Origin of the sequence: Frankia torreyi (genome assembly GCF_000948395.1) — a bacterium.
GTDB classification, from domain to species: Bacteria; Actinomycetota; Actinomycetes; order Frankiales; family Frankiaceae; genus Frankia; species Frankia torreyi.
On record NZ_JYFN01000073.1, the window covers coordinates 1 to 22,683 of the forward strand.

A 22,683-nucleotide genomic window follows, 5' to 3' on the forward strand; every position below is an offset into this window, starting at 1 on the left:
ATCACGCTGGCGATGCTCACCCACGCCTGGCTCGCCGTCACCGCGAGGAAACACCGCGACCAGAACCCGCCGGCCGTCCCGCCGACGATGACCGCCGTGGGATACAAGCNTCTCCCCGGTGGCCTGCCGGTCGCCGAACAGCCGGAACCGGACAGGCGCATGATGACACCNTTCACCCTCAACGAGATNCGCCATGTCTTCGCCCTGTTCACCGAAGCCGTTCTCCCNCCCGCCATGATCACCTGGTGGTCGGACTGGCGCCGCGGCCACCAGGCCCGCGCCCGCTACTACCACTACCAGACCCGGATCTACGCTGCCCAAAGCATCGCCCGGCAGGCAGCAGCCACATAAAGATCACTGGTGCTGTAGTACTAGGAAGAAATTCGGCGGTGACGATGTCGAACTCGAGGGAATCGAAAAACATCGACGACCGGTCCCGGAGAGCGGACTTCGCGACCCATCTTTCGGCGATGTGCTGAGATCCATGCATCCCGACAGCTCGTGAGCGCATGATCTGGACGGGGCCGCCGCCCGTAGAATGGTGATCTCGCTGGAAGGCTAGGAGAAGTCGAGTTCGGGAATTCCTGGCCGAGTGACTTCTCGTGATCCGTTACCGAAATCGCGCCCGCTGTCGCCGTGATCGGCGCGGCACAGGCTGGGGTCACCTCCGGCACGAATCCCATGCTCCCCCGCCGGGAGTGATCGCGGCCATAGGCCGTTCGGCAGATTTTCGGGGAGGTCGTTCCACGGATCGCCGACGCTCTTGTCTGGTACCCCGTCGGCCACCGCAGTCCCGGTCACCGAATCTGTGACGTGGCGGGAGGGGAACGGACCTCGGCCGGACCGTCCACGTCGGCCATCTGGTGTCGCGCCCGGGGCGATGCAGTGATGGGCAGCACGGCGCTGACCTGCCATCCCTGCATGCGCGGGCCCGCCGCCAGAGTGCCGCTCTGCGCCTCGACCCGCTCGGTGAGACTGGTGAGGCCGAAGCCACCTCCCTGGCGGTCGGGATCGGCCAGGTCCGGCGGCGACTGACACTGCCGTCCGTCGTCGGTGACCAGGACATGGAGAGCTTCGGCGACGACGTCGTGGGGCGCGCGGAACACGGCGATTCGCACCTTCGTCGCACCGGCGGCGTGCCGCCGTACGTTGGTGAGCGCCTCGACCACCACTCGGTAACCCAGGCTGCTCACATGGTTCGGCAGTTCCTCCAGCGCGCCGGACGCGAGATCGAGGGATGCCTCGATCGATCCGGTTCGGGTGAACCTGGAGACCAAGGAGGGAAGCTCGCCCAGATCCCGGGGCAAGCGGGGGGTGACCTCCGCGCCGCCCGGCTGTCCGACTACCTCGCCGCGTTCCACCCTGGCCGTCTCGGCAAATACCTGGACTGTACGGTCCATTGCGGCCAACGCCTGGGCGCCGGCGGCTTCGATACGGGGCAGCAGTTCGATAGCGCGGCGTGGATCCTCCCTGGCAAGGACCTGCGCGGCCTGAGCCAACACGACGACGCCGGTGACATCGTGAGCGGCGAAATCGTGCAGATCACGGGCCAGGTCGACGCGTTGCGTCCGGCGTTCGGCGACCACCGCAGCGCGGCTCCTGGAGTCCAGCGAGCGCAGGTAGCATCCACCGCCGACCGAAGCGGCCGACAGAAGGGCCCAGGCCAGGCAGAGTCTGCTCGCCTGCCCGAAGGTCGCATGCGGGTCGACGCGCAGGATCAGCCGCAGCGGCAGCAAGGTGACGGTGATGATCAACGGCGTCCCCAGGGTCAGGGATGTCCGGGGACTCGGGCGGCGCACCGCCGGGACGATGAGGACCAACAGCGCGACTGTTTCCAGCAGCCACCAGTTCGCCGTGGCATTCACGGCTGGTCCGGGATAGAGGAACGTCACGGCCAGGGAGACGCCGCAGGCGACAAGCGAGGCCGGTGGCACCAGTCGAATCCGGTCCGCCAGCCACAGAGTGGGCAGAAGCGCGGCTGCGACCGCGACTACCGCGGAGAAGCCGATGAGGGGTCCGACCTCGGGCAGCGTCACAAGCGCCGCGACAGTGACAGCGGCAACCGACGTGCCGTATGCGATTCCACGCAGGGCCCTGCGTACCTGACTGGTCACGCAGCCGTATCCTAGCGCGCGCACTGTGACAAGACACCGGATGTCTCGGTTGTCGGCATGAGCCGCCCAGCGTCGAAGGCTTCGGTGCGGTGATTCTATGATCACGGGGAGAGACTCGGATGAAGCTCGCCGTCGGTAGATAGGTGAGCGGGTGCCGTGCCGCCCGGACCTCGGCGACGAGCGCAGTCCCACAGCTCTGGTCAGACCATCCCCTGGTCCTCTGCCGTCGCCCGCTGCGGCACATCGACGCGTCCACCGCCCCGGCGACCCTCCGACTGCACGGCGTCTGCGAGGAGTTCACGGTCGACCTGTCGGCGTCGACGAGCTGAGGCGGACGACGTCGGCGTAGCGCTCGAGAGCGTCGATGCAGGCTGCCACGCTGTGCCCGGGGGGCTGCACGACGAACCAGGTCGCGCCCGCGTCCCGGGCCTGGCCCAGGAAGTCCAGATGCTCGTCGGGGGAGCCGTTCGGGTCCTGGAGCCACGTGCTCTGCAGGGACTGGAGCTGGACGTCGACGGTGACGTCCCGTCCGCGCTCCCGAGAGGCAAGCTCGTTGACTTCCGTCACCGCCGACCTGAGCTGGGCGAACGACGTCAGGGCGGGCGTGCGCGTCGTGCTGGCGATCGAGTCGGGGATCATCAGGGGGCTCCAGCCCTGCACCCGGGCCGCCCGGCGCCGGGCCACGGCGCTGTTGCCGCCGACCCAGATCGGCGGTCCGTCCGGCGTGACGGGCATCGGCAGAGCGGCGATCGAGGCGGCGGTGAAGTGCCTGCCCTCGTAGTCGAAGGGGGATCTGCTCCACACGCCCCGCAGGACTTCGAGCGCCTCGTCGAACAGCAGGTTGCGCTCGTCGAAGTCCACGCCCAGGGCCCGGAACTCCGAGCGCAGATAGCCGGTTCCGACGACGACGGTCAACCTGCCCTCGGACAGGATGTCCACGGTCGCCGCCGCCCGGGCCGTGAGCAGGGGATTGCGGTACGGCAGCACCAGCAGGTACGTCATGAGGCGAAGCCGGGTCGTTGCCGCGGCGCAGAACGCCAGCGCCGGGACGACGTCGAGCGCCTCGTGCCCGCCCGACCTGAGCCACTTCAGCGACGGCGCCGGGTGTTCGGTGAAGGCGACCGCCGCGTAGCCCAGCCTCTCGGCCGCCTGGACCACTCGGGTGACCCCCGCCGCGGTCACCAGCTCGGGGCTGTAGTGCGGGTCCGACACGGGGAACTCGACGGTGACGTGCACGACGGCGCTCCTGACTGCGGTGGCGGGTGGCGGGTGGCGGACGGCGGACGGCCGCGGCGGGAAGCGAACGGCCGCGGCGGACGGCGGACGGCCGCGGCGGACGGCGGACGGCCGCGGCGGACGGCGGACGGGTGGGCTGCTGGATCAGGGCTGCTGGTCAGGCACCGCCGCTGGCCGTCACGCACTGGCCGGTGATCCATCGGGCATCGTCGCCGGCGAGGAAGGCCACCACGTCCGCGATGTCCTCCGGCTGCCCGAGCCGGCCGAGCGGGACCAGGCTGCCGTAGTGCTCGGCGAGCTGCGGGGTCATCCCGTTGCGGATCAGGTCGGTGTCCACGATGCCGGGGACCACCGCGTTCACCGTCACCTTGCGGGGGGCCAGCTCGGTGGCCCAGACGCGGGTGAAGGCCTCGATCGCCGCCTTGCTGCCCGCGTACGCGGACAGTCCGGGCTGGCGGGTCGACGAGCTGCCGCTGCTGATGCTGATGACGCGCCCACCGTCGGGCATGAGCTCGACCGCCCGCTGCGTCACGAAGAACAGGCCACGGGCGTTGAGGCCGAACGTGGAGTCGTAGATCGCCGGCGTCGTCGCGGCCAGCGTCGGCATGCCGCCGGCCCCGCGCCCGGCGTTGTTGACGAGCACGTCGACGCGATCGGTGCGGGCCCGGATCCGCGTGAACAGATCGTCGACCTGGGCCAGATTGGCGACGTCGGCCTGCTCCGTCCAGGCGTCGCCGCCGTCCGCCTCGATCTCCTTGACCAGGCTGGCGGCCTGCTCGGCACTGGTCGCGTAGTTCACGATGACGGCCGCGCCGTCGCGGGCGAGCCGACGGGCGATGGCTCGGCCGATACCGCGGCCGGCGCCGGTGACGAGCGCGGTCCTATCGGAGAGGGTCATGTCGACCTTTCGGGTGCTCGCGGGGGACACGGCCCGACCCGGCACGTCCGGGTCCGGCGCGTTCTGTCGGCGGTGGGTGGGCGGCGGTGGGTGGGCGGCGGTCGGCGGTGCCGTTCCCGCGGACGGTCAGGGGAGGATCACGGTGCGGACGGACTCGGTGTCGGCGAAGGCGGCGGTGATGTCGGCGGCCGACAGGCCGATGCGTGTGGAGACGAGCCGTTCGAGGTTCAGGCGGCCGGCCTCCGCCAGGCGCACCAGCAGCGGGAAGTCCACGTCGATGTCGGCGGACCCGTACACCGCGCTGGTGAAGTTCCGGCCGCTGCTGACGTGCTCCCAGGCGCCCAGGTCGAGGACCGCGGTCGCCTCCGCCGCTCCGACGGCGACGACGGTTCCCGCCGCACGGGTCATCCGGTAGGCGGCCAGCGTCGTGTCGACGCGCCCGGCCGCCTCGAACGCCGCGTCGACGCCCCGGCCGGCGGTGAGGTCCCGGACGGTTGCGACGAGGTCGTCGGTGACCGCCGGGTCCAGCACGTCCGTCGCGCCGAGGTCCGCCGCCAGCCGACGCTTGGCCGGGACGGGTTCGATCGCGACGATGCGGCTCGCCCCGGCGACGGCGGCGGCCTGGATCACGGCGAGGCCGACGGCGCCTGCGCCCACGACGGCGATCTCGTCACCCGGGGAGACCCGCGCGGTGTTGAAGACCGCTCCCGCCCCGGTGACGACGCCGCACCCGATCAGCGCGAGCTGCTCGTCGGGAAGGTCGGTGCCGACCGGGACGACGGACAGCTCGTGCACGGTGGCCGTCTCGGCGAAGGAACCGAGCCCGCAGAACGCGCTGACGGCACGCCCGTCGTCGGTCCGGTAGCGAGGCGTCGCCCAGATCGCCGGCGTCTGGGAGCACAGGTACTTCAGGTGCCGGCGGCACCACCAGCACCGCCCGCAGGCGGGAATCGACGCCCCGACCACGCGGTCGCCGACGCGGACGCGGCTGACGTCCGTGCCGACCTCGACCACCCGTCCGGCCAACTCGTGCCCGAGCGCCAACGGCAGCCCGAAGGGCAGGTGGCCGGCGAGCACGCTGTGGTCGCTGGCGCAGATCCCGCTTGCGCCGACCGCGACGACGACGTCGTGCGGCCCAGGGGGGAAGGTCTCCAACTCCGCTGTCGCGAAGCTGTCCACGGCACTGGCGATGCCGACGCTCATCTGCTGATCTGCTCCGATGCGAGGCGGGACCGATGCGAGGCGGGACCGGTGCGTGCGGGCGGTGCGACGAGGTGGAGTCGAACTCGGAATGTGCGGCAGGTCATACGACCCTGTCGTCGCAGAGGCTAACGTTCGTTCGCTTCAGTGGTCAACTGGCGAGTTTCAGGCCCGAGTTGGCAGGGTCGATGCGATGGTTCGCAAGGTGGCTGGCTAACGAACGTTGACTTTCCCGGCGTGGGAGCTCTACCTTCCTGCATCACCGCTGTGACGTCCGGCACAGGCCGGCCGCTCGGCGGAGGACCCCGGCTCCCAGGCAAAGGACCGACGATGTCGATCATCCCGTTACGGCGCGCGGGCATCGCCCCGCGCGCGCTGGCCGGCACGGTGCTCTCTGCGCTCGTCCTGACGACGGCCGCCTGTGGATCAAGCGGTTCCGCGGCGGGTGGAGCGGCCGCGTCGGCGGACCCGAGCCTCTTTCCCGGCACGAGGCCGTCGGCGTCGGCGCCGGTGCGCGTCGCGATCATCACGAACGAGGGCGGGGCGGCGATCAGCCAGCCCGAGACGACCGCGGCGGCCAAGGCGGCGGTCAGCTACGCGAACGACAACCTCGGCGGCATCGGCGGCCATCGGATCGACATCGTGCTGACCTGCCCGACGAGGGAGGACGTCGCGACCGCCCGGACCTGCGCCAACAAGGTGGTCGAGGCGAAGGCGGACGCGCTGGTCGTGACCTCGACGGGCCTGGGCGCGACGATCGCGCCGATCGTGACCGGGGCCGGTATCCCGTACATCACCGCCAACGGCGCGACGGCCCCCGAGCTGACCTCCCCCGCCTCGTTCGTCTGGACGGGCGGCTTCCCCTCGATCCTGCGGGCGTGGGCAAAGTACGCCAAGGACAAGGGCTACCGATCGTTCACCGCGTTCGTCATCGACTCCCCGTCCGCCATCGGCGCCGCCCAGCAGTTGGGGGCGCCGGCGTTCAAGGCCGCCGGGGTGGACTTCACCGTCGCCACCGTCCCGGCCGGCACCCCGGACGCCACCCCGATCGTCAGTGCGGCGCTGCGGCGCAAGCCCGACGCGGTCGCCGTCATCGGCGAGTCGACGGTGTGCATCAGCGTCATCAAGGCCCTGGAGACCGTCGGCAACAGCGCCGACACGCTGATCACCCAGCCCTGCGTGGAGCGCAGCGTCCTGGACGCGGTCGGGTCCGCCATCGACGGCACCCAGGTCGCCACCCCGTACGACGTGATCAGCAAGGACGATCCCGAGGTGCGGCGCTACGACGCGATCATGGCCAGGTACGCGCCGGACACCCCGACGGGCGGCTACGCCGGCATCGGCTACCAGGGCATGATGTCGTTCATCCGGGCGGCCCAGGGCATCCGGGGCGACATCAGCCCCGCCGCCGTCACCGCGGCGGTGAAGAGCGCGAAGAACGTGCCGCTGCCGATCGGGCACGGGATCACCTTCACCTGCGACGGCACGGCGCTCCCGCCGCTGATCTCGGTGTGCTCGAGCAGCAACATCTTCGAGCGGTTCGACGGCGGCAAGGCCACCAACGCCCAGGTGGTGGCGCTGCGATGATCCGGGTCGTGCAGTGCTTCACCGGCGGGGTCGGTGCGGAGAACGTCCGCCGGCTGGCCCGCCATCCCCGGATGAAGCTGGTCGGCGTCCTGGTCCACAGCGCGGAGAAGGCCGGTCGCGACGCGGGTGACGTGGTGGGCCTCCCCCCGCTCGGCATCACCACCACCCGCAGCCTCGACGAGATCATCGCGCTGGCCCCCGACGCGGCGATCTGGAGCGCGCAGGGCTACGACCCGGAGTCGATCGCCCGACTGCTCGCCGCCGGCGTCAACGTCTACACCGGGCTCGGCGGCTACTTCCTCGACGGCGAGCCGGAACAGGCCCTGCTGGCCGACGCCTGCCGCACGGGCGGCTCCACCTTCGCCGCCGGCGGCAACATCCCGGGCCTGATCAGCGACGTCCTGCCGATCTTCCTGACCGGCTACACCGGCTCCGTCCGGCACATCGACGCCGTTCAGCGCAACCACGTGGCGCACTACCCGTCCGCCGCGCAACTGCGCGACGGACTGGGCCTCGGGCTCCCACCCGGCGAGACCGAGAGCGCCACGGCGCTGGACGCCGGCTGGCTGTGGCTGATGACGTCCTCGGCCAGGATGGTGGCCGCGGCGCTGAGCGTCCCGTTCACCCGGATCGAGCAGACGGACAAGCGGACCGCGCTGGCCGCCGAGACCGTGACGCTCCCCGGCAGCGGCCTCACCATCGAGGCGGGCACGGTCGGCGGGGTCCGCTGGACCTGGACCGCCTACAGCGGGCCGACCGCCTACCTGACAATCACCAACGAGCAGACCGCCGTGCTCGGGCTCGGCGCGGGCTGGCGCGAGACCGAGCGGGAGCCGGCGTGGACCGTGGAACTCGACGCGTCACCGCCGTTGGTCGCCACCCTGACCTGGCCGGAGGGGACCGCGGCGGCGGCGGCCAACGCCCAGCTCAACTCGGCCCGGGCGATCAACGTGCTTGCCGCCCTGGTCGCCGCGCCGCCCGGCTGCGTCTCCGTGCTGGACCTGCCCATGATCACGTCGAGTGACACCGTCCTGGGCGAGGCCACGCCATGAGCGGGAACGGGCTCCTCGCGGGTTCCGCCCGGACGGTCACGACGATCGCCGGAGTGCGGGCGGCGGCGGACGCGGTGCGCGCCGCCGGTGGACGGGTGGGCTTCTTCGGGACGAGCGGCGCCCTGCACGAGGGGCACCTGACGGTGANCCGGCGCATGGCGGCCGAGTGCGAACTGTCGATCATGCCGCTGTTCCTGGCCCCGGTCCCCGGCGTGACCTCCGACGCGGTCCCCGCCTACGACCGGGACTTCGACGCGGACGCGGCCCTCGCGTTCGACGCCGGGGTGAACCTGGTGTTCCGCCCGGCCGTGGCGGAGATGTACCCCGATCTCCCGGTACGCACGGCCGTCGTGCCGGCCGACGAGCTGGCCGCGCCGTGGGAGAACGCCGAGGACCCGTCGTTCCTGCGGATGGCGGCCACGGCGCTGGCGAAGTACTACAACATCGTCGGCCCGTGCCGGGCGTACACGGGCGAGAAGGACTGGGTGCCGCTGACGGTGCTGCGCCGGATGGTCGTGGACCTGTCGATCCGGGCCGAGATCGTCGCGTGTCCCGTCGTCCGACTCGCCGACGGCCTGTGCGCCTCCAGCCGTAACAGGAGGCTGTCCGCCGCGGACCGAGCCGCCGCACCCACGCTCTATGCGGCGCTGAGGGAGGCCGTCGCCGCCGTCGAGGCGGGCGAACGGGACGCGGGGGCGATCCGCTCCCTGCTGCGGCGACGGATCGCCGCGGTGGCGCCGGTCGACTACGCCGAGGTGGTCGACGCCGCCACGCTCGCCCGGGTCGACCCGCTGGCCGGCGAGCTGCGGCTGCTGGTGTCCGCCGACTTCACCGGCACCCACCTGTTCGACAACGTCGGGGTCACCGTCCCAGGCCCGGCCACCGGCCGTCGACCCTCGGGCTAGCGACGGCTACCTGTTACCCGTTACCCGTTACCCGTGAACCGTTGCCCGTGAGCCGTTGCCCGTGAGCCGTTGCCCGTGAGCCGTCGCCCGTGAACCGTCAGGCAGCCAGCGAGAGCGCGCGCTCGGCCATCCCGATCAGCCGGGTGCGCGCCGCGGTGCCGATGTCGCTGTACTTCGTCGAGTTCAGCAGCCCGAAGATCGCATGCACCTCGATCTGGGCCTGACGTTCGGTGAGACCGGGCCGCAGGGCGCGCAGGGGCGTCACCCACAGCCTGGTGTAGGCGAGCTGCCGGGACCTGACCTGGTGGTCCGCCTCGGCGGACAGGTTCGCCATGTCCCGGTCGTGCACCCTGATCAGATCGGGCTCGCTGGTCGCGAAGCCGGCATGACACGCGATGAGCTGGCGCAGCGCGTCCGCGTCATCGCTCGCGGCCGCGACGACGGCCTGCCCGCTGTCGAGCATCCGCTGACCGATGTCGATCAGCAGCTCGGCAAGCACCTCGTCCTTGCTGCCGAAGTGCTTGTACACGGACGGCCCGCTGATGCCGGCGGCGGCGCCGAGGTCGTCGATGGACGTCCCGTGGAATCCGCGGGTGGCGAACATGCGGGCGGCCTCGAGCAGCAGCCGCTCGCGCGTCCGCTGGGCGCTCGGGCGCACCGCGCCGGCTTTACCCACCCGCATCCTCCCCCGTTCCTCGCGCAGTGCGACGCCCGATGACCGCGACGCCCGATGACCGCGGCACCCGACGACCGCGACGCCCGACGACCGAGACACCCGACGACGCAGCCTCGTGCCAGGTTAACGGTCCCTAGCCGGGGAAGGAGCGGCCGGACCGGGTCGTCGACACCTGACATTCAGAAGCATCAGAAGCTCATGTTTAGGTAGTTGATCCGCTGCCATCCGTGCCGATCTAGTCTCGTGTCGGTAGCCGAGACTGCCCTACGTGCCGATCCGGCCCGCGGGCCGCGTACTTGGCTGGATCTTCCGGCTTCGCCGGGTTCGCCCGGCCCAGCTAGCGCGAGGAGAGACGTGGCTGAGCAGCACGATGGCACCGCGGACCCGGTGGACCATCCGAAGATCGACGTGACGACGCCGCATTCGGCTCGGATCTGGAACTACTGGATGGGCGGCAAGGACAACTACCCGGTGGACCGCGAGGCCGGCGACGCCTACATCAAGGCGTTCCCGGGAATCGTCACCCTGGCCATGGAATCCCGACGCTTCCTCATCCGGGCCGTCGGCCACCTCGCCGGTGAGGCGGGCGTCCACCAGTTCCTCGACATCGGCACCGGCCTGCCGACCATGCAGAACACCCACGAGGTCGCCCAGCGCCTCGCCCCCGCCTCCCGGATCGTGTACGTCGACAACGACCCGCTCGTGCTGGCGCACGCCCGCGCCCTGCTGGTCAACACCACGCCGGAGGGCGTGACCACCTACGTCGACGGCGACCTCCACGAACCGGACCAGATCATCGCCGGCGCCAGGAACGTGCTGAACTTCTCCCGGCCGATCGTCGTCATGTTCATGGGAATCCTCGGCCACCTCGCCGACTTCGACGAGGCGCGCGCGGTCGTGGCGCGGGTGGTGGACGCCGTCCCTTCCGGCAGCTATCTGCTGCTGTGGGACAGCACCAACACCAGCGAGGGATTCGACGAGGCCCAGCAGGGCTACGACGACACCGGCGCCGTCCCCTACATCCTGCGCAGCCCGGACCAGGTCGCCCGCTTCTTCGAAGGCCTGGAACTCCTCGAGCCGGGCGTGGTGTCGATCTCGCAGTGGCGACCGGACGCCGGGGGCGCCGCGGCGGTGGACGGCTACGGCGCGGTGGCCCGCAAGCCATAGGTCGAATCATCCCTCTCCGCCTACGCCCACGCCGGCGTGCCCTCAGGAGCTGCAGGCGCCTGGGCCCGAGGCCGCCCAGGCGCCGGCCTCGGGCCCAGAGGCGGCCCTGCCCAAGCACCCGCGCCGCGCCCGAACCCACCCGCTACGCTGTAGGCACTCGACGCTCCAGCACTGCCGGACGCCCGGGGACCAGGCTCAGGGGGCGGTAGCTCAGCCGGTTAGAGCAGCGGACTCATAATCCGTCGGTCGTGGGTTCGAGCCCCACCCGCCCCACACGCTCCCTTCTCCTGCTCGCTGATCTTCGATCAGCTTCGCCACCTGCCGTTATGTCTGCCCGGGGGACGACCCCCGGACCCCCGGCGGCCGGCGTTTTTCTAGATCGAGGATCTTTGGTGGCAGCCACGGTGGCAGCCAGAGTGCACACGTCGGTCTATTGCGCGTCGTCTTCCTCGTCTGGGTCGTCGTTCTGGCTGCCATCGTCGTTCTCGGTGTTCCACAGGGTCTGGCCCATGCGGTCGGCGGCGTCGGTGGACAGTTCCGGGGCTACGTGGCTGTAGGTGCCGAGGGTCAGGCTGATCTGCGAATGGCCCATGATCTCCATGACGACCCGGGGGTGGACGTTCTGCGCGAGCAGGAGGCTTGCCATGGTGTGGCGGGCGTCGTGCAGGCGGGCGGAGCGGACTCCCGCAGCCTTCAGGAGGTTCTTCCAGGCCCGGTGATCGGCGCTGGGGTCGAGCGGATGGCCGATGGGCTGGGTGAAGACCAGCCCGTGTTCGTTGCTCCAGACGTTGCCGGCCGCGTCTGCTTCCTGCTGCTGGGCTATGCGGTGTGCCCGCAGGTCGGCCGCCAGGCTGGGCGGTAGAACGATGGTTCGCCGGCCCGCCCGCGACTTCGGGTGGACGATGACGAGCCCGCCGCCGGTGCGCTGCGGGCATCGGCGCGCCAGGCCGCAGGACTTCGGATCGTCGCAGCCGTGAGCCCAGGCGCGGCGCTGGAGCGCCTGCCGAACGGTGAGTGTCGCGGGCGTGCTGTCGAGGTCCACCGCGTCCCAGGGCAGGCCGAGCGCCTCTCCCTGTCGAAGGCCGAGCGCGAGCGCCACGGACCACCGGGCCGGATTACGTCCGCCCTTGGCGGTGTCGAGCACGGCTCGCGCCTCCTTCGCCGTCAGCGGGTTCACTTCGTCCCGCTGGACGGATGGAGCGTCCACGAGCGTCGCCACGTTCCGCGCGGCCTTCCCGCGTCGGTGCGCAATCTTCAGGGCGCGAGAGATGATCCGGTGCATCTGAAGAACGGTCGCCGGTGCCAGGCCCTCCGATTCGCACGCGGTGTAGAAGACTTCGAGATGTTCGGGTTCGAGCCGGTCGAGCCGATATCCACCGAGAGCCGGAACGATCCGGTTCCGGACGTACCCGCGGTAGGTCGCAAGGGTGGACGGTCGCACCTTGCGGCTGGCGATCGTGTCGAGCCAGAACGTCAGCCACTGGTCGACCGTCAGCGGCTTGTTACCGGTGACGACCTTGACGCCGTCCTCCTGCTGCCGGTGGAGCGTGCGCAGCTTCTCGGCGACCTCCGTCCGGGTCTTGCCGGAGAGGTACTTGCGTTGCCGCTTTCCGTCTTTCCAGCCGAGATCCACAGTGGCCCGCCACCGGCCGGAAGCGTCTTTGTAGATGGCTCCTTCACCGGCTCCGCGCCGGCCCTTGCGCGCGGCCATCAGGCCACGTCCAGGGGGTTGCCGTCGGGCCATTCGACGGCGTCGCACCAGGGGCAGCCGTAGGGGCTGTCTTCCATGTCGCAGGCGAACTTGGTCTCTCCGTCGGCCTGCGGGTAGGCGAGTCCCTGGCCGCGGTCGGCGCGGTCGAGGTGGTCGTTCAGCGCCTGTACGAGGCTTACCCGGGTTGGGGGTGGGGTGTTCGTGGGCATGGCGGGTTTGGCTCCTTGCCGAAAGAACGGGCGCGCGGGTCGCGGGTGGCGTGGTCCGGCGCGGGTGGGGTTTCCGTTCTCTGGCGCTGGGATGGTCTGTCGGGTCGCCGGCCGCGTCCAGGGCGCTGCGCGTCGCTACGCGATCGGCCTTCGGCCGACCCTGGACCCGTCCACCGCCCCGACAGCTTCAGGCGCTACCAGAGAACGGAAGAAAAATGGGTGGGGCAGGGGATCCGCTACGGGCGGGTTCCGCTTGCCGCCGCCGGTGCCGTCGGGGTGATGCCCCCGGTGGGCTCGGAGTTCGGGCCGTCGGGCACCGCGCGAAAGACCATGGTCAGGTCGATGTCGCCGAAGTGCTCGGTCAGGAAGGCATCGACCGGCAGGCGGGACATCGCCTCACCGAGGTCGCGGGCGTCGGCGCCGGGGCGAACCGTCAGTGCGTACACGCCGGGCCGGACGATGCTGGCCACGATCAGCGGCACATCTCCGCCGGGGGTCGGGCGGGGGTCCGGGGTGTCGGACGGGAAGATAGGCATGGGTCTCTCTCCTGTTCGCGCAGGAAGGGATCAAGGTTCCGGTCGGGTGTTGCCGCACGCGGCCGGAACCGCCTCAACGTGACTGGACGACCGTCCAGTGGCGCCTACGGTACACGCGGCGCTGGACGGTCGTCCAGTAGATTGCGGGTATGACGCAACCGCTCATGGGAGCGGCGGAGATCGCCCGCCGGCTTGGGGTCGGGCGAACGCGGGTGAACCAGCTTCTGAAGGAAGACCCGACGTTCCCCGCGCCGTACGCCTCCCTGGCCGCCGGTCACATCTGGCGGACCGACGACGTCGAAGCGTGGATTGCCGAACACCGGCCCGACCCCCCGCCGTCCGGCAGGCGGTGAGCGCGGTCATGCCGCCTGTCCGTCGTCGAGGCCGCGGAGCCGGTTGACGAAGGCGTGCAGCGAGGCCGACGGGATGCGTCGGGCGCGTCCGATGTGGACGGATTCGAGGTCCCCGCTGTTCAGCAGGTCGTAGATGGTGCTGCGGCTCACGCCGAGCAGGTCAGCGGCCTCGGTCGGGGTGAGCAGGAGCTTGGTCACGCGGGCTCTCCAGGCTTGCCGGGACAGGGGTGATCAGGCCGCTTCCGCCAGCGGCGGCCCGGTTGCCGAACCCCCGCTGGCCCCTGCTCCGGTGTCCTGTCCGAGCTGTGCGCGCCAGGCGTGGCGTTGCGCGATGGCGTGCAGGATCAGATGTTCGCGTCGGGGCGCGGCCGGATCCCCGGGCCGTAGCAGGGTCCAGGCGAGACGGGCCGGATCGTCCTCGGGTGCAGCCGGGCCGGTGCCGGTGGCGCCGAGTGCCGCGAGTTGCTGGCGGATGAAGTCGACCCGGTCGTGGCGGTGGTCGGTGAGGGTCTTGCCGGACCAGCGGCGGGAGACCAGGACGCGCCGGCCGCCGAAGCCGAGGGTTTCGCGCCGGTGTGCTTTGCCGGTGCACCGGCCGGGGGTGAGGTCCCGGCGGGGGTTGCGGGGTTGGATGCCGTAGCGCAGCCAGTTCGCGCACGTCGGCGCGCAGGGTTCGTAGCGCAGGGCGTCGGCGAGCCGGTCGACGTGCGCCCGCTGCCGGTCGCTGTCGATCTCATGGCAGGCGTCGAGGCTCTTGGTCAGGTACTTGGTCAGGTAGCCGATCATTCGGCCGGTGGTCGCCGAGTTCGCGGTCACCCCGTCGGCGCGGAGCTGTGCGCCGAACCGCACCACATGGGCGGGTTCGTCGTCCTCGCCGATCGCGTCGAGCGCCGCATCCCAGGACGGCAGCGGGACACCGGTGGTCGGGTCGAGGTAGCCGCCGGTGGTGTCGTCCCAGACGGGCAGATGATGATCGTCGTAGACCGGCCGGTCCGCGGAGGGCCACCAGACCTGGTGGTAGGTGGCAGCCGCGACCAGGCGCAGCATCACCCGGGGCACGGTGCCGCGGATCGCGGCGTGCAGGTGCGGGGCCAACCGGCGTTGGGGTTCGAGTGCGGCGAAGTACTGCACATCCCAGCCGACCGCGCGGCGCAGGTTCTGCCAGAACCGGTCCAGCAGCTTCGGGAAGTGGATCGCATCCCGCGCCGCCCGCCGGTAGTCGTACGAGGCCGGGTCCACCGGGGTTCCGTCGGCGCGCACCCGCCCGTACGAGTCGCAGGTCAGGGTCAGGAACATCGACGGCCGCCACACCGTCCCGTCCGGCGCGGTGAACGTCCGCCCGACCGTGCGCCGCTCCACCGGAAGCCGGGGCAGGTCGGGGGCATCCTGGCGACGCTTCGTCGAGCGGACCCGACGCGGCCGGTCCCGGTCTTCCGGTGCGATCCGCCCGCGGACGCCGAGGTCGGACAGTTCCTGGTCGACCTGGCCGATCAGTTCGTCGATCTCCCCGACCTGGCCGGTGTCGCCGGCCGCCAGGACCTCACCGCGCGCTTCTTCCAGGTCCGCTCGCAGCGTCGCCAACGCTTTGGCGTCGTCCGTGGGCGGGTCGGGGTCGGGAAGGGGTTCGTCGTCGAGATGCCATCCCGTCTTGCACTGCGCCATCCGCAGCCGCCGGGCCCGGTCCGCGCACGGCGGGCACTTGCTCGCCAACGTGGCGCCGCAGGGAACGGGGATGATCTGCGTTTCGCCGGTGTCCAGGCTGGTCCGGCGCATCGCCAGCGGCCGGACACACACCCCGTTGTCCAGCGCGACCGCCTCGACGACGTGGCGGGCCAGCGGCGAACGCATCCGCGCAGCCCGGGAACCAGGCCGCTCGGTCGGGGTGGGGATGGAGGTGGGAGGGGTCATCGACAGGGGGATTCCTCCGGTGCGTCGGGGGCGATGGGTCCGGTCGGGTCACGCGGCCTGGTCGAGGCCGTCGAGCGGGTCGGAGTCGTCGTCGAGGTAGTTGCTCACGTCCGGAGTCCAGCCGCCGGCCGCGGATGCGGGTCGGTAGTGGGCGACGACCCGGCCGATCTCGACGTCATCCACGTAGGCCGCGCGGACCCGGATCGGGTCGGGGTTGCCGTCGTGCAGCACGTAGCCCACCCCGGGCAGCGCGCGGGGGATCTCCTCGGCGCGGGCACCGCGTTCCCGGGCACCGTTACCAAGGACAAGGTCGGCTTGGTCGGTTTCGGTCATCCGCAGCGCGACGCGGACCGGGAACAGGTCCCGGAACGGCAGCACCTCCTTGCGCGGGTCCTGCACCGCGGCCACGACCACCACCCCGGGTGCGCGGCCCTGGGACAGCAGCAGTGGCAGCGCCGCCCCGATCCGCTTCTTCAACTCCCGGTCGGTCACATAGGCGGTCAGCGAGGCGATCTCGTCGACCACGACGACGATCAGCGGCTCTTCCCGGGTCGGGGTGTGCAGGCGGGTGTTGCCCGCCAGCGTGGCCGTGCGGGTCTGCATCCGGCTCACCGCGTCGTCGAGGAGATCGGCGATGGTGTCCGTGGTGGTGGCGAAGCGGGTGAACAGCGGACGGCCGAAGGTCAGTTCCATCCCGCCCTTCGGATCACACACCCACAGCTCCACCAGCCCCGCGGCCACCGCCGGTGCCAGTCCTCGCAGCAGCCCCCACAGCACCGAGCCCTTCCCCGCCCCGGTCGCCCCCGCGATCAGCACATGCGAGCCGCGCACAGGCAGGGTCCAGGGGGATCCGTCCTCGCAGCGGCCCACCGGCACCGCCGACAGGCCCGCCACCAGCTCACCCACACGCGACGACCGGTCGGAACGGGGACCGTCACCGGCAGCGCCGGCCGGGTCAGGGCCGGCACCGTCGGAGTCGTCGAGCGCGGCCGGGGGAACCGGGCGGGTCAGCGAGTCATGCCGGTGGAACACGACCCGCACGAACCGGAACGTCTCCGCATGCACCTGGCAGCGGCGTGCCCGGAAGACGTGCCGCAGTGCTTCGGCCTGCTCCGCCCACTGCGCCGGGGTCTGGCCGGGCAGCAGTTCCACCCGCAGCACGTCCACGGACCGCGACGAGCGGATGGAGCGGATCCGGGGGAAGTACTCGTCGAAGGTCACCTGGTCGCCGGTCGACGTGGGCATGCGGATGGCAAGGTCGGTGTGGACCATCGCCGGCTTCCACCGCCGCTGGTAGACGAACGTCAGCCGGGCGCGGCCCCACAGCCACCACACCACCGGCCAGAACGACCGGCCATGCACCCGCCACCACACCACCCCGACCGCCACCAGGCCGCCGAGCAGCACGCCCAGCCCGAGCAGGCCGAACCGGTGCACGAACAGCAGCACCCCGACCACCGAGCCGACCGCGACCCGATGCCGCCAGCAGCCCCGCACCACCAGCGCCAGCCCCTTGCCGGCCACCGCGAGTAGCAGCATCCACAGCGGCACACGCACCTTCTCGGTACGGGTCGGTACCCGCGGGAAACGCTGGTCACCGTTGATTCTGGACATGGCAATACCACCCGCTTTTCGAGCGCACGAAACCAGGGACAGGAAGGGTGAAGGGAAGTTCCGGGCGGCCCGGAATCCGGAAAACGGGTATCCGGGCCGCCCAGTCGAACCGGCCGGGTGCGAGCTACGCGGCCCGCGGCCCCGAGTCGGCGGCGTCGTCGGAGTCGAACCGGATGCGTTCGCACTCCACGAGGTAGTCGTTCACCGCCGCGATCAGTTCATAGGCGAAATCGACATGATCCGAGGTGACCGCGTTCGACATCGCCGACAGAGACACCGACGTCAGGCCGAGACGGACCGCGAGGATCGGTGACCGGTCCGGATAGGTGTGGCAGGCCACCGACCAGTCCGCGCCGACGTGAAGACTGTGATGCGTCGCCGAGCGCAGACCGTCGATGGCCGGCCGAATGCGGCCGGTCATGCCGCCACCGCCGGACCCGGGCGCCGGCCGTTCAGCCCGCCGGGCGCACGCATGGCCGACGCCCGCATCGAGTAGGCGATCTTCGGCCGTTCGGCGTTGCGCCGGTCGATGTAGGGCGTGAGCGACAGGCCGTCGAACTCGACGGGCCGAAACGGCGTACCGGGCAGCAGGTCCGGCGGGACGGGCTGCACCGCCGCCGTCATCCGGATCTTCACCTCGTTGGTCCGGGCCGCCGGGTCGGCGTCGATGACCTTGACCTGCCAGACCAGGTCTCCGGTCTCCTCGTCGCGCTGCTGCGCGTCGGGGGTGCCCGCCCTGACCTTGTCGAAGTCGTTGACCGGCTCGACGCCGACCACGAACGCCCCCACCGGGAACACCACCCCGAACGCGACGGGAATGCGCCTTGGCACCGCCATAGATCCACCATCCTCTGTCGTTCCATCCCGCCGGGCGTCGACTCCGTCCAGCGGGTACGGAACGACAATGCTCCGCCGAACAAGCGCGTATCAAGCGCTATATCGGCGGTGCATGAGCAGTAGGGATCGAAGAATGTCGTCGGTGCATGACGTCATGCAGGGCATGTCGGGTCGATATAGGCGTTGACCAGGGCAGCCCGGGGCATTGCCCATTCGCTAGCATGCCGAGCATGGCTGATCGTCCCGGTCGCGCGAAAGCCCCCGATGCCCCGCCGGATACCGATGGCGAGAACTGGGCGGCGGTGGCCGTGGCCATCACGGAACGGATGTCGACCCGGAGGATCGGACAGCAGGAGCTTGCCGACCGCGCCGGCATTGCCGTGTCGACGCTGCGGCTGGTGCAGCACGGAGCGACGCGCCGCGTGCGTACCCGGACCCTGACGGCCATCGCCCGTGCGCTGGACTGGCCAGACGATCATCTGGTGCGCGTGCTCACCGCCGGTCAGAGCGCGGCGGGGGACGACGGGGAGGAGACGGCCGCGGTCGCGCGGCAGATTCTCGAAGGGATCCGCGACATCCGGGACGACCTACGGGCCCTGCTGCGCCGCCTCGACGACCTCGACCGGCAGCGCAGCCGGTAGACCAGCCAGCCCCAGAGGTAGGCCGACGAGTTGAAGTCCGGACATGGCACGGCCCCGGATCCGCATCGGGAAGGGATCCGGGGCCGCGGTGGCCGGTATGGACGCGCTCACGGGCACCGGCCACGTTCAGGGGAATAGGACGTTCGGGTGGGAGGACCCGCGCCCCGTGCCGCTGAGGGGGTCGGCGGAGTGCGAGTCCTCCCGGGTGGTGACGGGCTCGATGTCGGGGGCAGCCCGTCACCGGCTCACAGGCGGACGGGCGCCGCCAGGTCCGCAGACATCGCCTCGGCGACCGTGTCGAGGCCGGCGGAGGTCTGCCCCCGCCGGACCTTCAGCGCCCGGTCGATCTGCTCCCAGCTCAGCAGCCGGTAGCCCTGGGCAAGCATCGAGATCATGAGGTTTTCCGCGTCGGCGAACAGGGTGCCGCGAGTCTCGGCGTGCGCGGTCAACGCCTCTCGGTCGCCGTCGTCGCAGACCCGCCCGTTCAGCAGGCCCGCGAGCAGTTCGCCGGCGAGCCGGGTCATCCGGGCGCTGATCTCCGCCCGCTGCTGGGTGAACGAGTGGCACAGGTCCGCAAGCCCGTTGACCTGGTCGAGGTCCAGGCCGATGTCTCGCCGGTGGTGCAGCTCCGGCAGGAACAGGCCCGCGGCCGGGGCGACACTCGCCGCGCCCGCCGCACGTAGGTCGGACAGCATCATTTACCTCCGGTTGATCATTCTGGTCGAGGGGACAGCCGCCCAAGTGCGGCGGTTATGGCTTGCGTCCGACTCCGGCGTAGCCCCAGATCGTTTCGGTGTCCCTGGGCGGCTCGTCCGGCCTCCACAGCGGCAGGCGAACCACCCCGGGGTCGAGGACTTCCGTGCCCTCGAAGAAGCGGCAGACGTCTGCGAGGCCACGGAGAACGAGGGGCGCGGCCGTGGTCGCGTAGGTGTCGACGATGTCGCCGACTCCCGGGGGCGCCAGATCCCCGGTGGCGTGCGACACGATGAGGTAACTGCCCGACGGCAGACCGTCCAGCAACCTGCGCACCAGCGCGTGCGGTCCGTCGTCGTCAGTCAGGAAGTGCAGCACAGCGACGAGGAACAGCGCGATCGGCTGGTGGAAGTCGAGCGCGTCGCGCAGTTCGGCGGCGTCGAGGATGAGCCCGGGATCGCGCAGGTCGGCGTCGAGATAGGCCGTGCGTCCCTGCACCGTGCTGGTCAGCAGCGCGCGAGCGTGCACCAGGACCACCGGATCGTTGTCGGTGTAAACCACCCTGGCCGCCGGGTCGACGTTCTGCACCACCTCATGCAGGTTCGGACTGGTCGGAATGCCCGTGCCCACGTCCAGGAACTGGCGGATCCCGCACTCGCCGGCCAGGAACCGCGCCGCCCGGGTCATGAACGCCCGATTCGCCCGCGCGACCCGCGGAACGTCCGGCGAGGCCGCCACCACCCGCCCGGCTGCCGTCCGGTCCGCCGGCAGATGGTCCTTGCCGCCGAGGTAGAAGTCATACATCCGGGCGGGATGCGCGGTCGTGAGATCGACCGGCGATGTTTCCCGCTGCGCTGTCACCGGGCCAGCCCCACCCCGGCGGGCATGGCCGGCAGCACCACGGCGCCCGAGAAGTGCCGATCCCGTACGTAGGTCCAGGCCGCCGCCCGCGTCGCGAAGAACCCGATCACGCCCAGCAGCACGCCGCGCGGTCCGCGCACCACCACCGCCCACAGCACCCGGCGCACATCGTCGCGGCCCCCAGGAGCCATCGAGGTCCCGCCGGCCGCCGAGCCGCCGCCGCTGTTCATCCGGGCGCACAGCAGTTCCCGCCGGGACGGCACCCGGGCCATCTGCTCGCGTCCCGAGCCGGCGTCCGCTGACGGTGGCAAGCCGAGACGCGCCCTCCCGACGTCGGGTCTACCCCTCCCATCTGTTCGTTCGGCGACCACCATCCGTATCCCCTTCCTCGTCTCGTCACCGGCGCGCCGTCCACGGGCACCCGGGAAGACCGGCGATCACGGCCCCGCCGACAGTCCGTCGCGCTCTCACCGTGACCAGGTCTCGGGTCGACGCCGCCCGCGGAGCCGAACTCGGCACGAACGGCGTCGACTGCCGACAAGACTCACCGAGACCACCCGACCACGGAATGTCGAGGCGGCATGGATGGACGGCATTCCAGCGCCGATCCGACCGGCGCCAACCGTGCAGATCAGCGCCGGTCCGGCGCCGTTTGACCGCCTGATCCCGGCTTGGGATGTCGACACGACATCGGCGCCGCTATGCTCACCGTGCTGGTCTGCTCACGCGGATTGCCCCGACCTGTCACCGACCGAAGAGCGACGAATGACCGCTGACCCCGAGACCGCCTGGCAGCGCTACACCGTGTCTGCCGAGCTGCTGCACCGCGACGACATGGCCGCCGCCCTACGCGGCCGGGACTTCGGCGCCGCGTTCCTGCTCATGCGCAAATGGGATCATGTCAGCCAGGACCGCATAGCCTCCTCGATCGAGGGCTTCAGCCAGTCGAGGATCAGCCGCATCGCCGGGGGCAAGGCGAAGGTCGAGGAAGTCGAGGTCATCGAGCGCATCGCCGACGGCCTGCGGATTCCCGGCGCCATGGTCGGCCTGGCGCCCCGCCCCTGGGAAGTCCCCGGAGCCGCGGGCGTCGCGCCCCGACCGCCGCGGGAGACGCTGCGGGTGCCCACCCACCTTCGGGAACAAGCGGGTGGGGCGTTCGGCGCGCCGCCGGTGGTGCCCCGTCGCGACGAGGTCACCGACTCGATCCGCCAGCTTCTCGCTTGCATCGAACCCCCTGCCGCCGGCCGGGGCCGCCGGGTCGAGCTGCCCCCGATCGACCTCGAAGCGAAGATCCTCAATGCGTGGAGTTCGGGTCGGCCACGGGAGGGATCCCCGGTCCTGGTGATGGTGGCCGGGTTCCCAGGGTCGGGGAAGACGGAGTTCGCCCGGTTCATCTGCGAGATCACCGGCTGGTCGCTGCTCGACAAGGACACGATGAGCCGCCCGCTGACCGAGTCCCTGTTGCTGTCGATGGACACCGACCCGAACGACCGTCAGGGCGAGGTCTATACGGGCCGGATCCGCCCCTTGGAGTACCGGGCGATGTTCGACACCGCGTTCGACAATCTGCGCTTGGGCCTGCCGACGGTGGTCACGGCGCCGTTCGTGCGTGAGCTGACGGACGCGGCGTGGATGGAGCGGATGAAGAAGCGATGCGCGAAGGCCGGCGCGGCGATCGCCGTGGTCTGGCTGCGCTGCGACATCGACTCCCAACGTGACTACCTCGAATCCCGCGACGCCGCCCGCGACACGTGGAAGCTGTCCTACTGGGACGAGTACGTGGCCACCATCGACCCTGACCAGCGGCCGGTGTGCACCCACTATGTAGTCGACAACAGCCGCCACGCCCGCAGCAACCTTGCCGAACACGCCCGCCGGCTGGCCAGCCGGATCCGCGATGCGTCCTGACGCCGTAGTCCTCTACGGCCCACCCGCCGCCGGAAAGGACACCGTCACCGCCGCCCTCACCGCGTTGGACGATCGGTACGTGCACTTCGATCGGCTGAAAGTAGGCGCGAACGCCGGTGCCCCCTACCGGGCGGTGTCCGCGGACGAGCTTGACCGCCTCCAGGCCAAGGGGGCAATTCTCTATGCGAACGAGCGGTACGGGAACGTCTACGCCGTCGACCGGCCCCGCCTGGACGACCTCACCACCGCCGGCCGCGTGCCGGTCGTGCACCTTGGCCAGGTCGCCGGCATCCACGCGCTACACGCCGAATACCCGGCCCGGTGGGTGACGGTCCTTCTGTGGTGCCCCCGCGAGGTCACCGCTACCCGAGCCCGCGAGCGCGGGAGCACCGACGTTGCCGAACGACTGACCGTCTGGGACGAGACGAAAACCGATCTCGCCGCAGCAGGCGTGGACGTGTTCGACCTGGTGCTACGCACCGACCAGCGACCGCCCGACGAGGCCGCCGTTCACATCCACCGCGCGCTGACGGACCGAACCCGAGCCGTCCCGTCGGTACGGGACAAGGTGGACTGA

The 22,683-nt window shown here is 70.9% G+C and carries 24 protein-coding genes, 1 tRNA gene and 1 pseudogene; 10 read left to right on the forward strand and 16 right to left on the reverse strand.

Going from position 1 to position 22,683, the window contains the following annotated elements:
- Positions 1–797: 797 nt before the first annotated feature.
- From FF36_RS27430 to FF36_RS27450, 4 genes are all read right to left on the reverse strand, one after another.
- Positions 798–2,036 carry a sensor histidine kinase gene (locus FF36_RS27430; protein WP_052681510.1) on the reverse strand — a complete coding sequence of 413 codons (1,239 nt, stop codon included), beginning with the start codon at positions 2,034–2,036 and terminating at the stop codon, positions 798–800.
- Between the two features lie 375 nt (positions 2,037–2,411).
- On the reverse strand, positions 2,412–3,350 hold the full coding sequence (locus FF36_RS27440; protein WP_044888098.1) for an LLM class F420-dependent oxidoreductase: 939 nt from the start codon (positions 3,348–3,350) through the stop codon (positions 2,412–2,414).
- A gap of 157 nt (positions 3,351–3,507) precedes the next feature.
- A complete protein-coding gene (locus tag FF36_RS27445; protein WP_044888099.1) occupies positions 3,508–4,248 on the reverse strand; it encodes an SDR family oxidoreductase in 741 nt (246 codons plus the stop codon).
- A gap of 126 nt (positions 4,249–4,374) precedes the next feature.
- A complete protein-coding gene (locus tag FF36_RS27450; protein WP_044888100.1) occupies positions 4,375–5,451 on the reverse strand; it encodes an alcohol dehydrogenase catalytic domain-containing protein in 1,077 nt (358 codons plus the stop codon).
- 327 nt (positions 5,452–5,778) lie between these two features.
- On the opposite strand from FF36_RS27450, the gene FF36_RS27455 reads away from it, so the two are divergent.
- The 4 genes and pseudogenes from FF36_RS27455 to FF36_RS27465 form a co-directional block, all read left to right on the forward strand.
- Positions 5,779–7,035 (forward strand): ABC transporter substrate-binding protein, encoded by a 1,257-nt coding sequence (locus FF36_RS27455; RefSeq protein ID WP_044888101.1) that lies wholly within the window; start codon positions 5,779–5,781, stop codon positions 7,033–7,035.
- Entirely contained in the window at positions 7,032–8,087 is a 1,056-nt protein-coding gene (locus tag FF36_RS27460; protein ID WP_044888102.1) for a hypothetical protein, read from the forward strand. Before FF36_RS27455 ends, FF36_RS27460 begins: the two co-directional genes overlap by 4 nt.
- The coding region (locus FF36_RS39380) for a pantoate--beta-alanine ligase (protein ID WP_242422942.1) at positions 8,084–8,234 on the forward strand (151 nt) is incomplete at its 3' end. The genes FF36_RS27460 and FF36_RS39380, both read left to right, overlap by 4 nt.
- A 1-nt stretch (position 8,235) precedes the next feature.
- A pseudogene (locus FF36_RS27465) lies at positions 8,236–8,992 on the forward strand (pantoate--beta-alanine ligase); the annotation flags it as partial.
- Between the two features lie 97 nt (positions 8,993–9,089).
- Here FF36_RS27465 and FF36_RS27470 read toward each other — a convergent pair.
- Positions 9,090–9,674 (reverse strand): TetR/AcrR family transcriptional regulator, encoded by a 585-nt coding sequence (locus FF36_RS27470; protein WP_044888104.1) that lies wholly within the window; start codon positions 9,672–9,674, stop codon positions 9,090–9,092.
- A 348-nt stretch (positions 9,675–10,022) separates the two neighbouring features.
- Between FF36_RS27470 and FF36_RS27475 the strand changes: the two genes are divergently transcribed.
- Both FF36_RS27475 and FF36_RS27480 read left to right on the forward strand, forming a co-directional pair.
- Positions 10,023–10,835 (forward strand): SAM-dependent methyltransferase, encoded by an 813-nt coding sequence (locus tag FF36_RS27475; RefSeq protein ID WP_044888105.1) that lies wholly within the window; start codon positions 10,023–10,025, stop codon positions 10,833–10,835.
- Between the two features lie 199 nt (positions 10,836–11,034).
- Positions 11,035–11,108, forward strand: a tRNA-Ile gene (locus FF36_RS27480).
- A 157-nt stretch (positions 11,109–11,265) separates the two neighbouring features.
- Here FF36_RS27480 and FF36_RS27485 read toward each other — a convergent pair.
- From FF36_RS27485 to FF36_RS27495, 3 genes are all read right to left on the reverse strand, one after another.
- Complete coding sequence (locus FF36_RS27485; protein WP_052681512.1) at positions 11,266–12,546, reverse strand: tyrosine-type recombinase/integrase; 1,281 nt, start codon at positions 12,544–12,546, stop codon at positions 11,266–11,268.
- A complete protein-coding gene (locus FF36_RS27490) occupies positions 12,546–12,755 on the reverse strand; it encodes a hypothetical protein (RefSeq protein WP_044888106.1) in 210 nt (69 codons plus the stop codon). The genes FF36_RS27485 and FF36_RS27490 overlap by 1 nt, the downstream gene beginning before the upstream one ends.
- Before the next feature lie 236 nt (positions 12,756–12,991).
- A complete protein-coding gene (locus FF36_RS27495) occupies positions 12,992–13,291 on the reverse strand; it encodes a hypothetical protein (RefSeq protein ID WP_044888107.1) in 300 nt (99 codons plus the stop codon).
- A 149-nt stretch (positions 13,292–13,440) separates the two neighbouring features.
- Here FF36_RS27495 and FF36_RS27500 point away from each other — a divergent pair, with 149 nt between their 5' ends.
- Complete coding sequence (locus FF36_RS27500; protein ID WP_011606534.1) at positions 13,441–13,644, forward strand: helix-turn-helix transcriptional regulator; 204 nt, start codon at positions 13,441–13,443, stop codon at positions 13,642–13,644.
- A 6-nt stretch (positions 13,645–13,650) separates the two neighbouring features.
- Here the strand turns inward: FF36_RS27500 and FF36_RS27505 are convergent, their stop codons facing one another.
- From FF36_RS27505 to FF36_RS27525, 5 genes are all read right to left on the reverse strand, one after another.
- Positions 13,651–13,842, reverse strand: coding sequence for a helix-turn-helix domain-containing protein (locus tag FF36_RS27505; protein WP_044888109.1), 192 nt, complete (start codon positions 13,840–13,842; stop codon positions 13,651–13,653).
- A 33-nt stretch (positions 13,843–13,875) separates the two neighbouring features.
- A complete protein-coding gene (locus FF36_RS27510; RefSeq protein ID WP_044888110.1) occupies positions 13,876–15,552 on the reverse strand; it encodes a replication initiator in 1,677 nt (558 codons plus the stop codon).
- A gap of 48 nt (positions 15,553–15,600) precedes the next feature.
- Positions 15,601–17,166: an FtsK/SpoIIIE domain-containing protein gene (locus FF36_RS27515; RefSeq protein WP_044888111.1), complete on the reverse strand. Its 1,566-nt coding sequence runs from the start codon at positions 17,164–17,166 to the stop codon at positions 15,601–15,603.
- A gap of 124 nt (positions 17,167–17,290) precedes the next feature.
- A complete protein-coding gene (locus FF36_RS27520; RefSeq protein ID WP_044888112.1) occupies positions 17,291–17,587 on the reverse strand; it encodes a hypothetical protein in 297 nt (98 codons plus the stop codon).
- Positions 17,584–18,003: a hypothetical protein gene (locus FF36_RS27525; protein ID WP_044888113.1), complete on the reverse strand. Its 420-nt coding sequence runs from the start codon at positions 18,001–18,003 to the stop codon at positions 17,584–17,586. Before FF36_RS27525 ends, FF36_RS27520 begins: the two co-directional genes overlap by 4 nt.
- 326 nt (positions 18,004–18,329) lie before the next feature.
- On the opposite strand from FF36_RS27525, the gene FF36_RS27530 reads away from it, so the two are divergent.
- The gene (locus tag FF36_RS27530; RefSeq protein ID WP_422615123.1) at positions 18,330–18,644 is read left to right on the forward strand and encodes a helix-turn-helix domain-containing protein; all 315 of its coding nucleotides are present in this window, start codon (positions 18,330–18,332) and stop codon (positions 18,642–18,644) included.
- 245 nt (positions 18,645–18,889) lie between these two features.
- Here FF36_RS27530 and FF36_RS27535 read toward each other — a convergent pair whose 3' ends face one another.
- The 3 genes from FF36_RS27535 to FF36_RS27545 are packed head-to-tail and all read right to left on the reverse strand — an operon-like array spanning position 18,890 to position 20,509.
- Positions 18,890–19,342, reverse strand: coding sequence for a hypothetical protein (locus FF36_RS27535; RefSeq protein WP_044888115.1), 453 nt, complete (start codon positions 19,340–19,342; stop codon positions 18,890–18,892).
- A gap of 52 nt (positions 19,343–19,394) precedes the next feature.
- Positions 19,395–20,198, reverse strand: coding sequence for an SAM-dependent methyltransferase (locus FF36_RS27540; protein WP_044888116.1), 804 nt, complete (start codon positions 20,196–20,198; stop codon positions 19,395–19,397).
- A complete protein-coding gene (locus tag FF36_RS27545; RefSeq protein WP_128423407.1) occupies positions 20,195–20,509 on the reverse strand; it encodes a hypothetical protein in 315 nt (104 codons plus the stop codon). Before FF36_RS27545 ends, FF36_RS27540 begins: the two co-directional genes overlap by 4 nt.
- A gap of 454 nt (positions 20,510–20,963) precedes the next feature.
- Here FF36_RS27545 and FF36_RS31850 point away from each other — a divergent pair, with 454 nt between their 5' ends.
- Together FF36_RS31850 and FF36_RS27555 are read left to right on the forward strand one after the other, a co-directional pair.
- The gene (locus FF36_RS31850) at positions 20,964–22,106 is read left to right on the forward strand and encodes a P-loop nucleotide/nucleoside kinase family protein (RefSeq protein ID WP_052681515.1); all 1,143 of its coding nucleotides are present in this window, start codon (positions 20,964–20,966) and stop codon (positions 22,104–22,106) included.
- A complete protein-coding gene (locus FF36_RS27555) occupies positions 22,096–22,683 on the forward strand; it encodes a hypothetical protein (RefSeq protein WP_044888121.1) in 588 nt (195 codons plus the stop codon). Before FF36_RS31850 ends, FF36_RS27555 begins: the two co-directional genes overlap by 11 nt.

What these genes read in the sequence shown, in the direction of transcription:
- FF36_RS27510 (WP_044888110.1), bottom strand. Translation starts at nt 15,552, where the DNA reads ATGACCCCTCCCACCTCCATCCCCACCCCGACCGAGCGGCCTGGTTCC.
- FF36_RS27525 (WP_044888113.1), bottom strand. Translation starts at nt 18,003, where the DNA reads ATGGCGGTGCCAAGGCGCATTCCCGTCGCGTTCGGGGTGGTGTTCCCG.
- FF36_RS27555 (WP_044888121.1), top strand. Translation starts at nt 22,096, where the DNA reads ATGCGTCCTGACGCCGTAGTCCTCTACGGCCCACCCGCCGCCGGAAAG.
- FF36_RS27470 (WP_044888104.1), bottom strand. Translation starts at nt 9,674, where the DNA reads ATGCGGGTGGGTAAAGCCGGCGCGGTGCGCCCGAGCGCCCAGCGGACG.
- FF36_RS27445 (WP_044888099.1), bottom strand. Translation starts at nt 4,248, where the DNA reads ATGACCCTCTCCGATAGGACCGCGCTCGTCACCGGCGCCGGCCGCGGT.
- FF36_RS27495 (WP_044888107.1), bottom strand. Translation starts at nt 13,291, where the DNA reads ATGCCTATCTTCCCGTCCGACACCCCGGACCCCCGCCCGACCCCCGGC.
- FF36_RS27455 (WP_044888101.1), top strand. Translation starts at nt 5,779, where the DNA reads ATGTCGATCATCCCGTTACGGCGCGCGGGCATCGCCCCGCGCGCGCTG.
- FF36_RS27460 (WP_044888102.1), top strand. Translation starts at nt 7,032, where the DNA reads ATGATCCGGGTCGTGCAGTGCTTCACCGGCGGGGTCGGTGCGGAGAAC.
- FF36_RS27520 (WP_044888112.1), bottom strand. Translation starts at nt 17,587, where the DNA reads ATGACCGGCCGCATTCGGCCGGCCATCGACGGTCTGCGCTCGGCGACG.
- FF36_RS27515 (WP_044888111.1), bottom strand. Translation starts at nt 17,166, where the DNA reads ATGTCCAGAATCAACGGTGACCAGCGTTTCCCGCGGGTACCGACCCGT.
- FF36_RS27535 (WP_044888115.1), bottom strand. Translation starts at nt 19,342, where the DNA reads ATGATGCTGTCCGACCTACGTGCGGCGGGCGCGGCGAGTGTCGCCCCG.
- FF36_RS31850 (WP_052681515.1), top strand. Translation starts at nt 20,964, where the DNA reads ATGACCGCTGACCCCGAGACCGCCTGGCAGCGCTACACCGTGTCTGCC.
- FF36_RS27500 (WP_011606534.1), top strand. Translation starts at nt 13,441, where the DNA reads ATGACGCAACCGCTCATGGGAGCGGCGGAGATCGCCCGCCGGCTTGGG.
- FF36_RS27450 (WP_044888100.1), bottom strand. Translation starts at nt 5,451, where the DNA reads ATGAGCGTCGGCATCGCCAGTGCCGTGGACAGCTTCGCGACAGCGGAG.
- FF36_RS27490 (WP_044888106.1), bottom strand. Translation starts at nt 12,755, where the DNA reads ATGCCCACGAACACCCCACCCCCAACCCGGGTAAGCCTCGTACAGGCG.
- FF36_RS27530 (WP_422615123.1), top strand. Translation starts at nt 18,330, where the DNA reads ATGTCGACCCGGAGGATCGGACAGCAGGAGCTTGCCGACCGCGCCGGC.
- FF36_RS27485 (WP_052681512.1), bottom strand. Translation starts at nt 12,546, where the DNA reads ATGGCCGCGCGCAAGGGCCGGCGCGGAGCCGGTGAAGGAGCCATCTAC.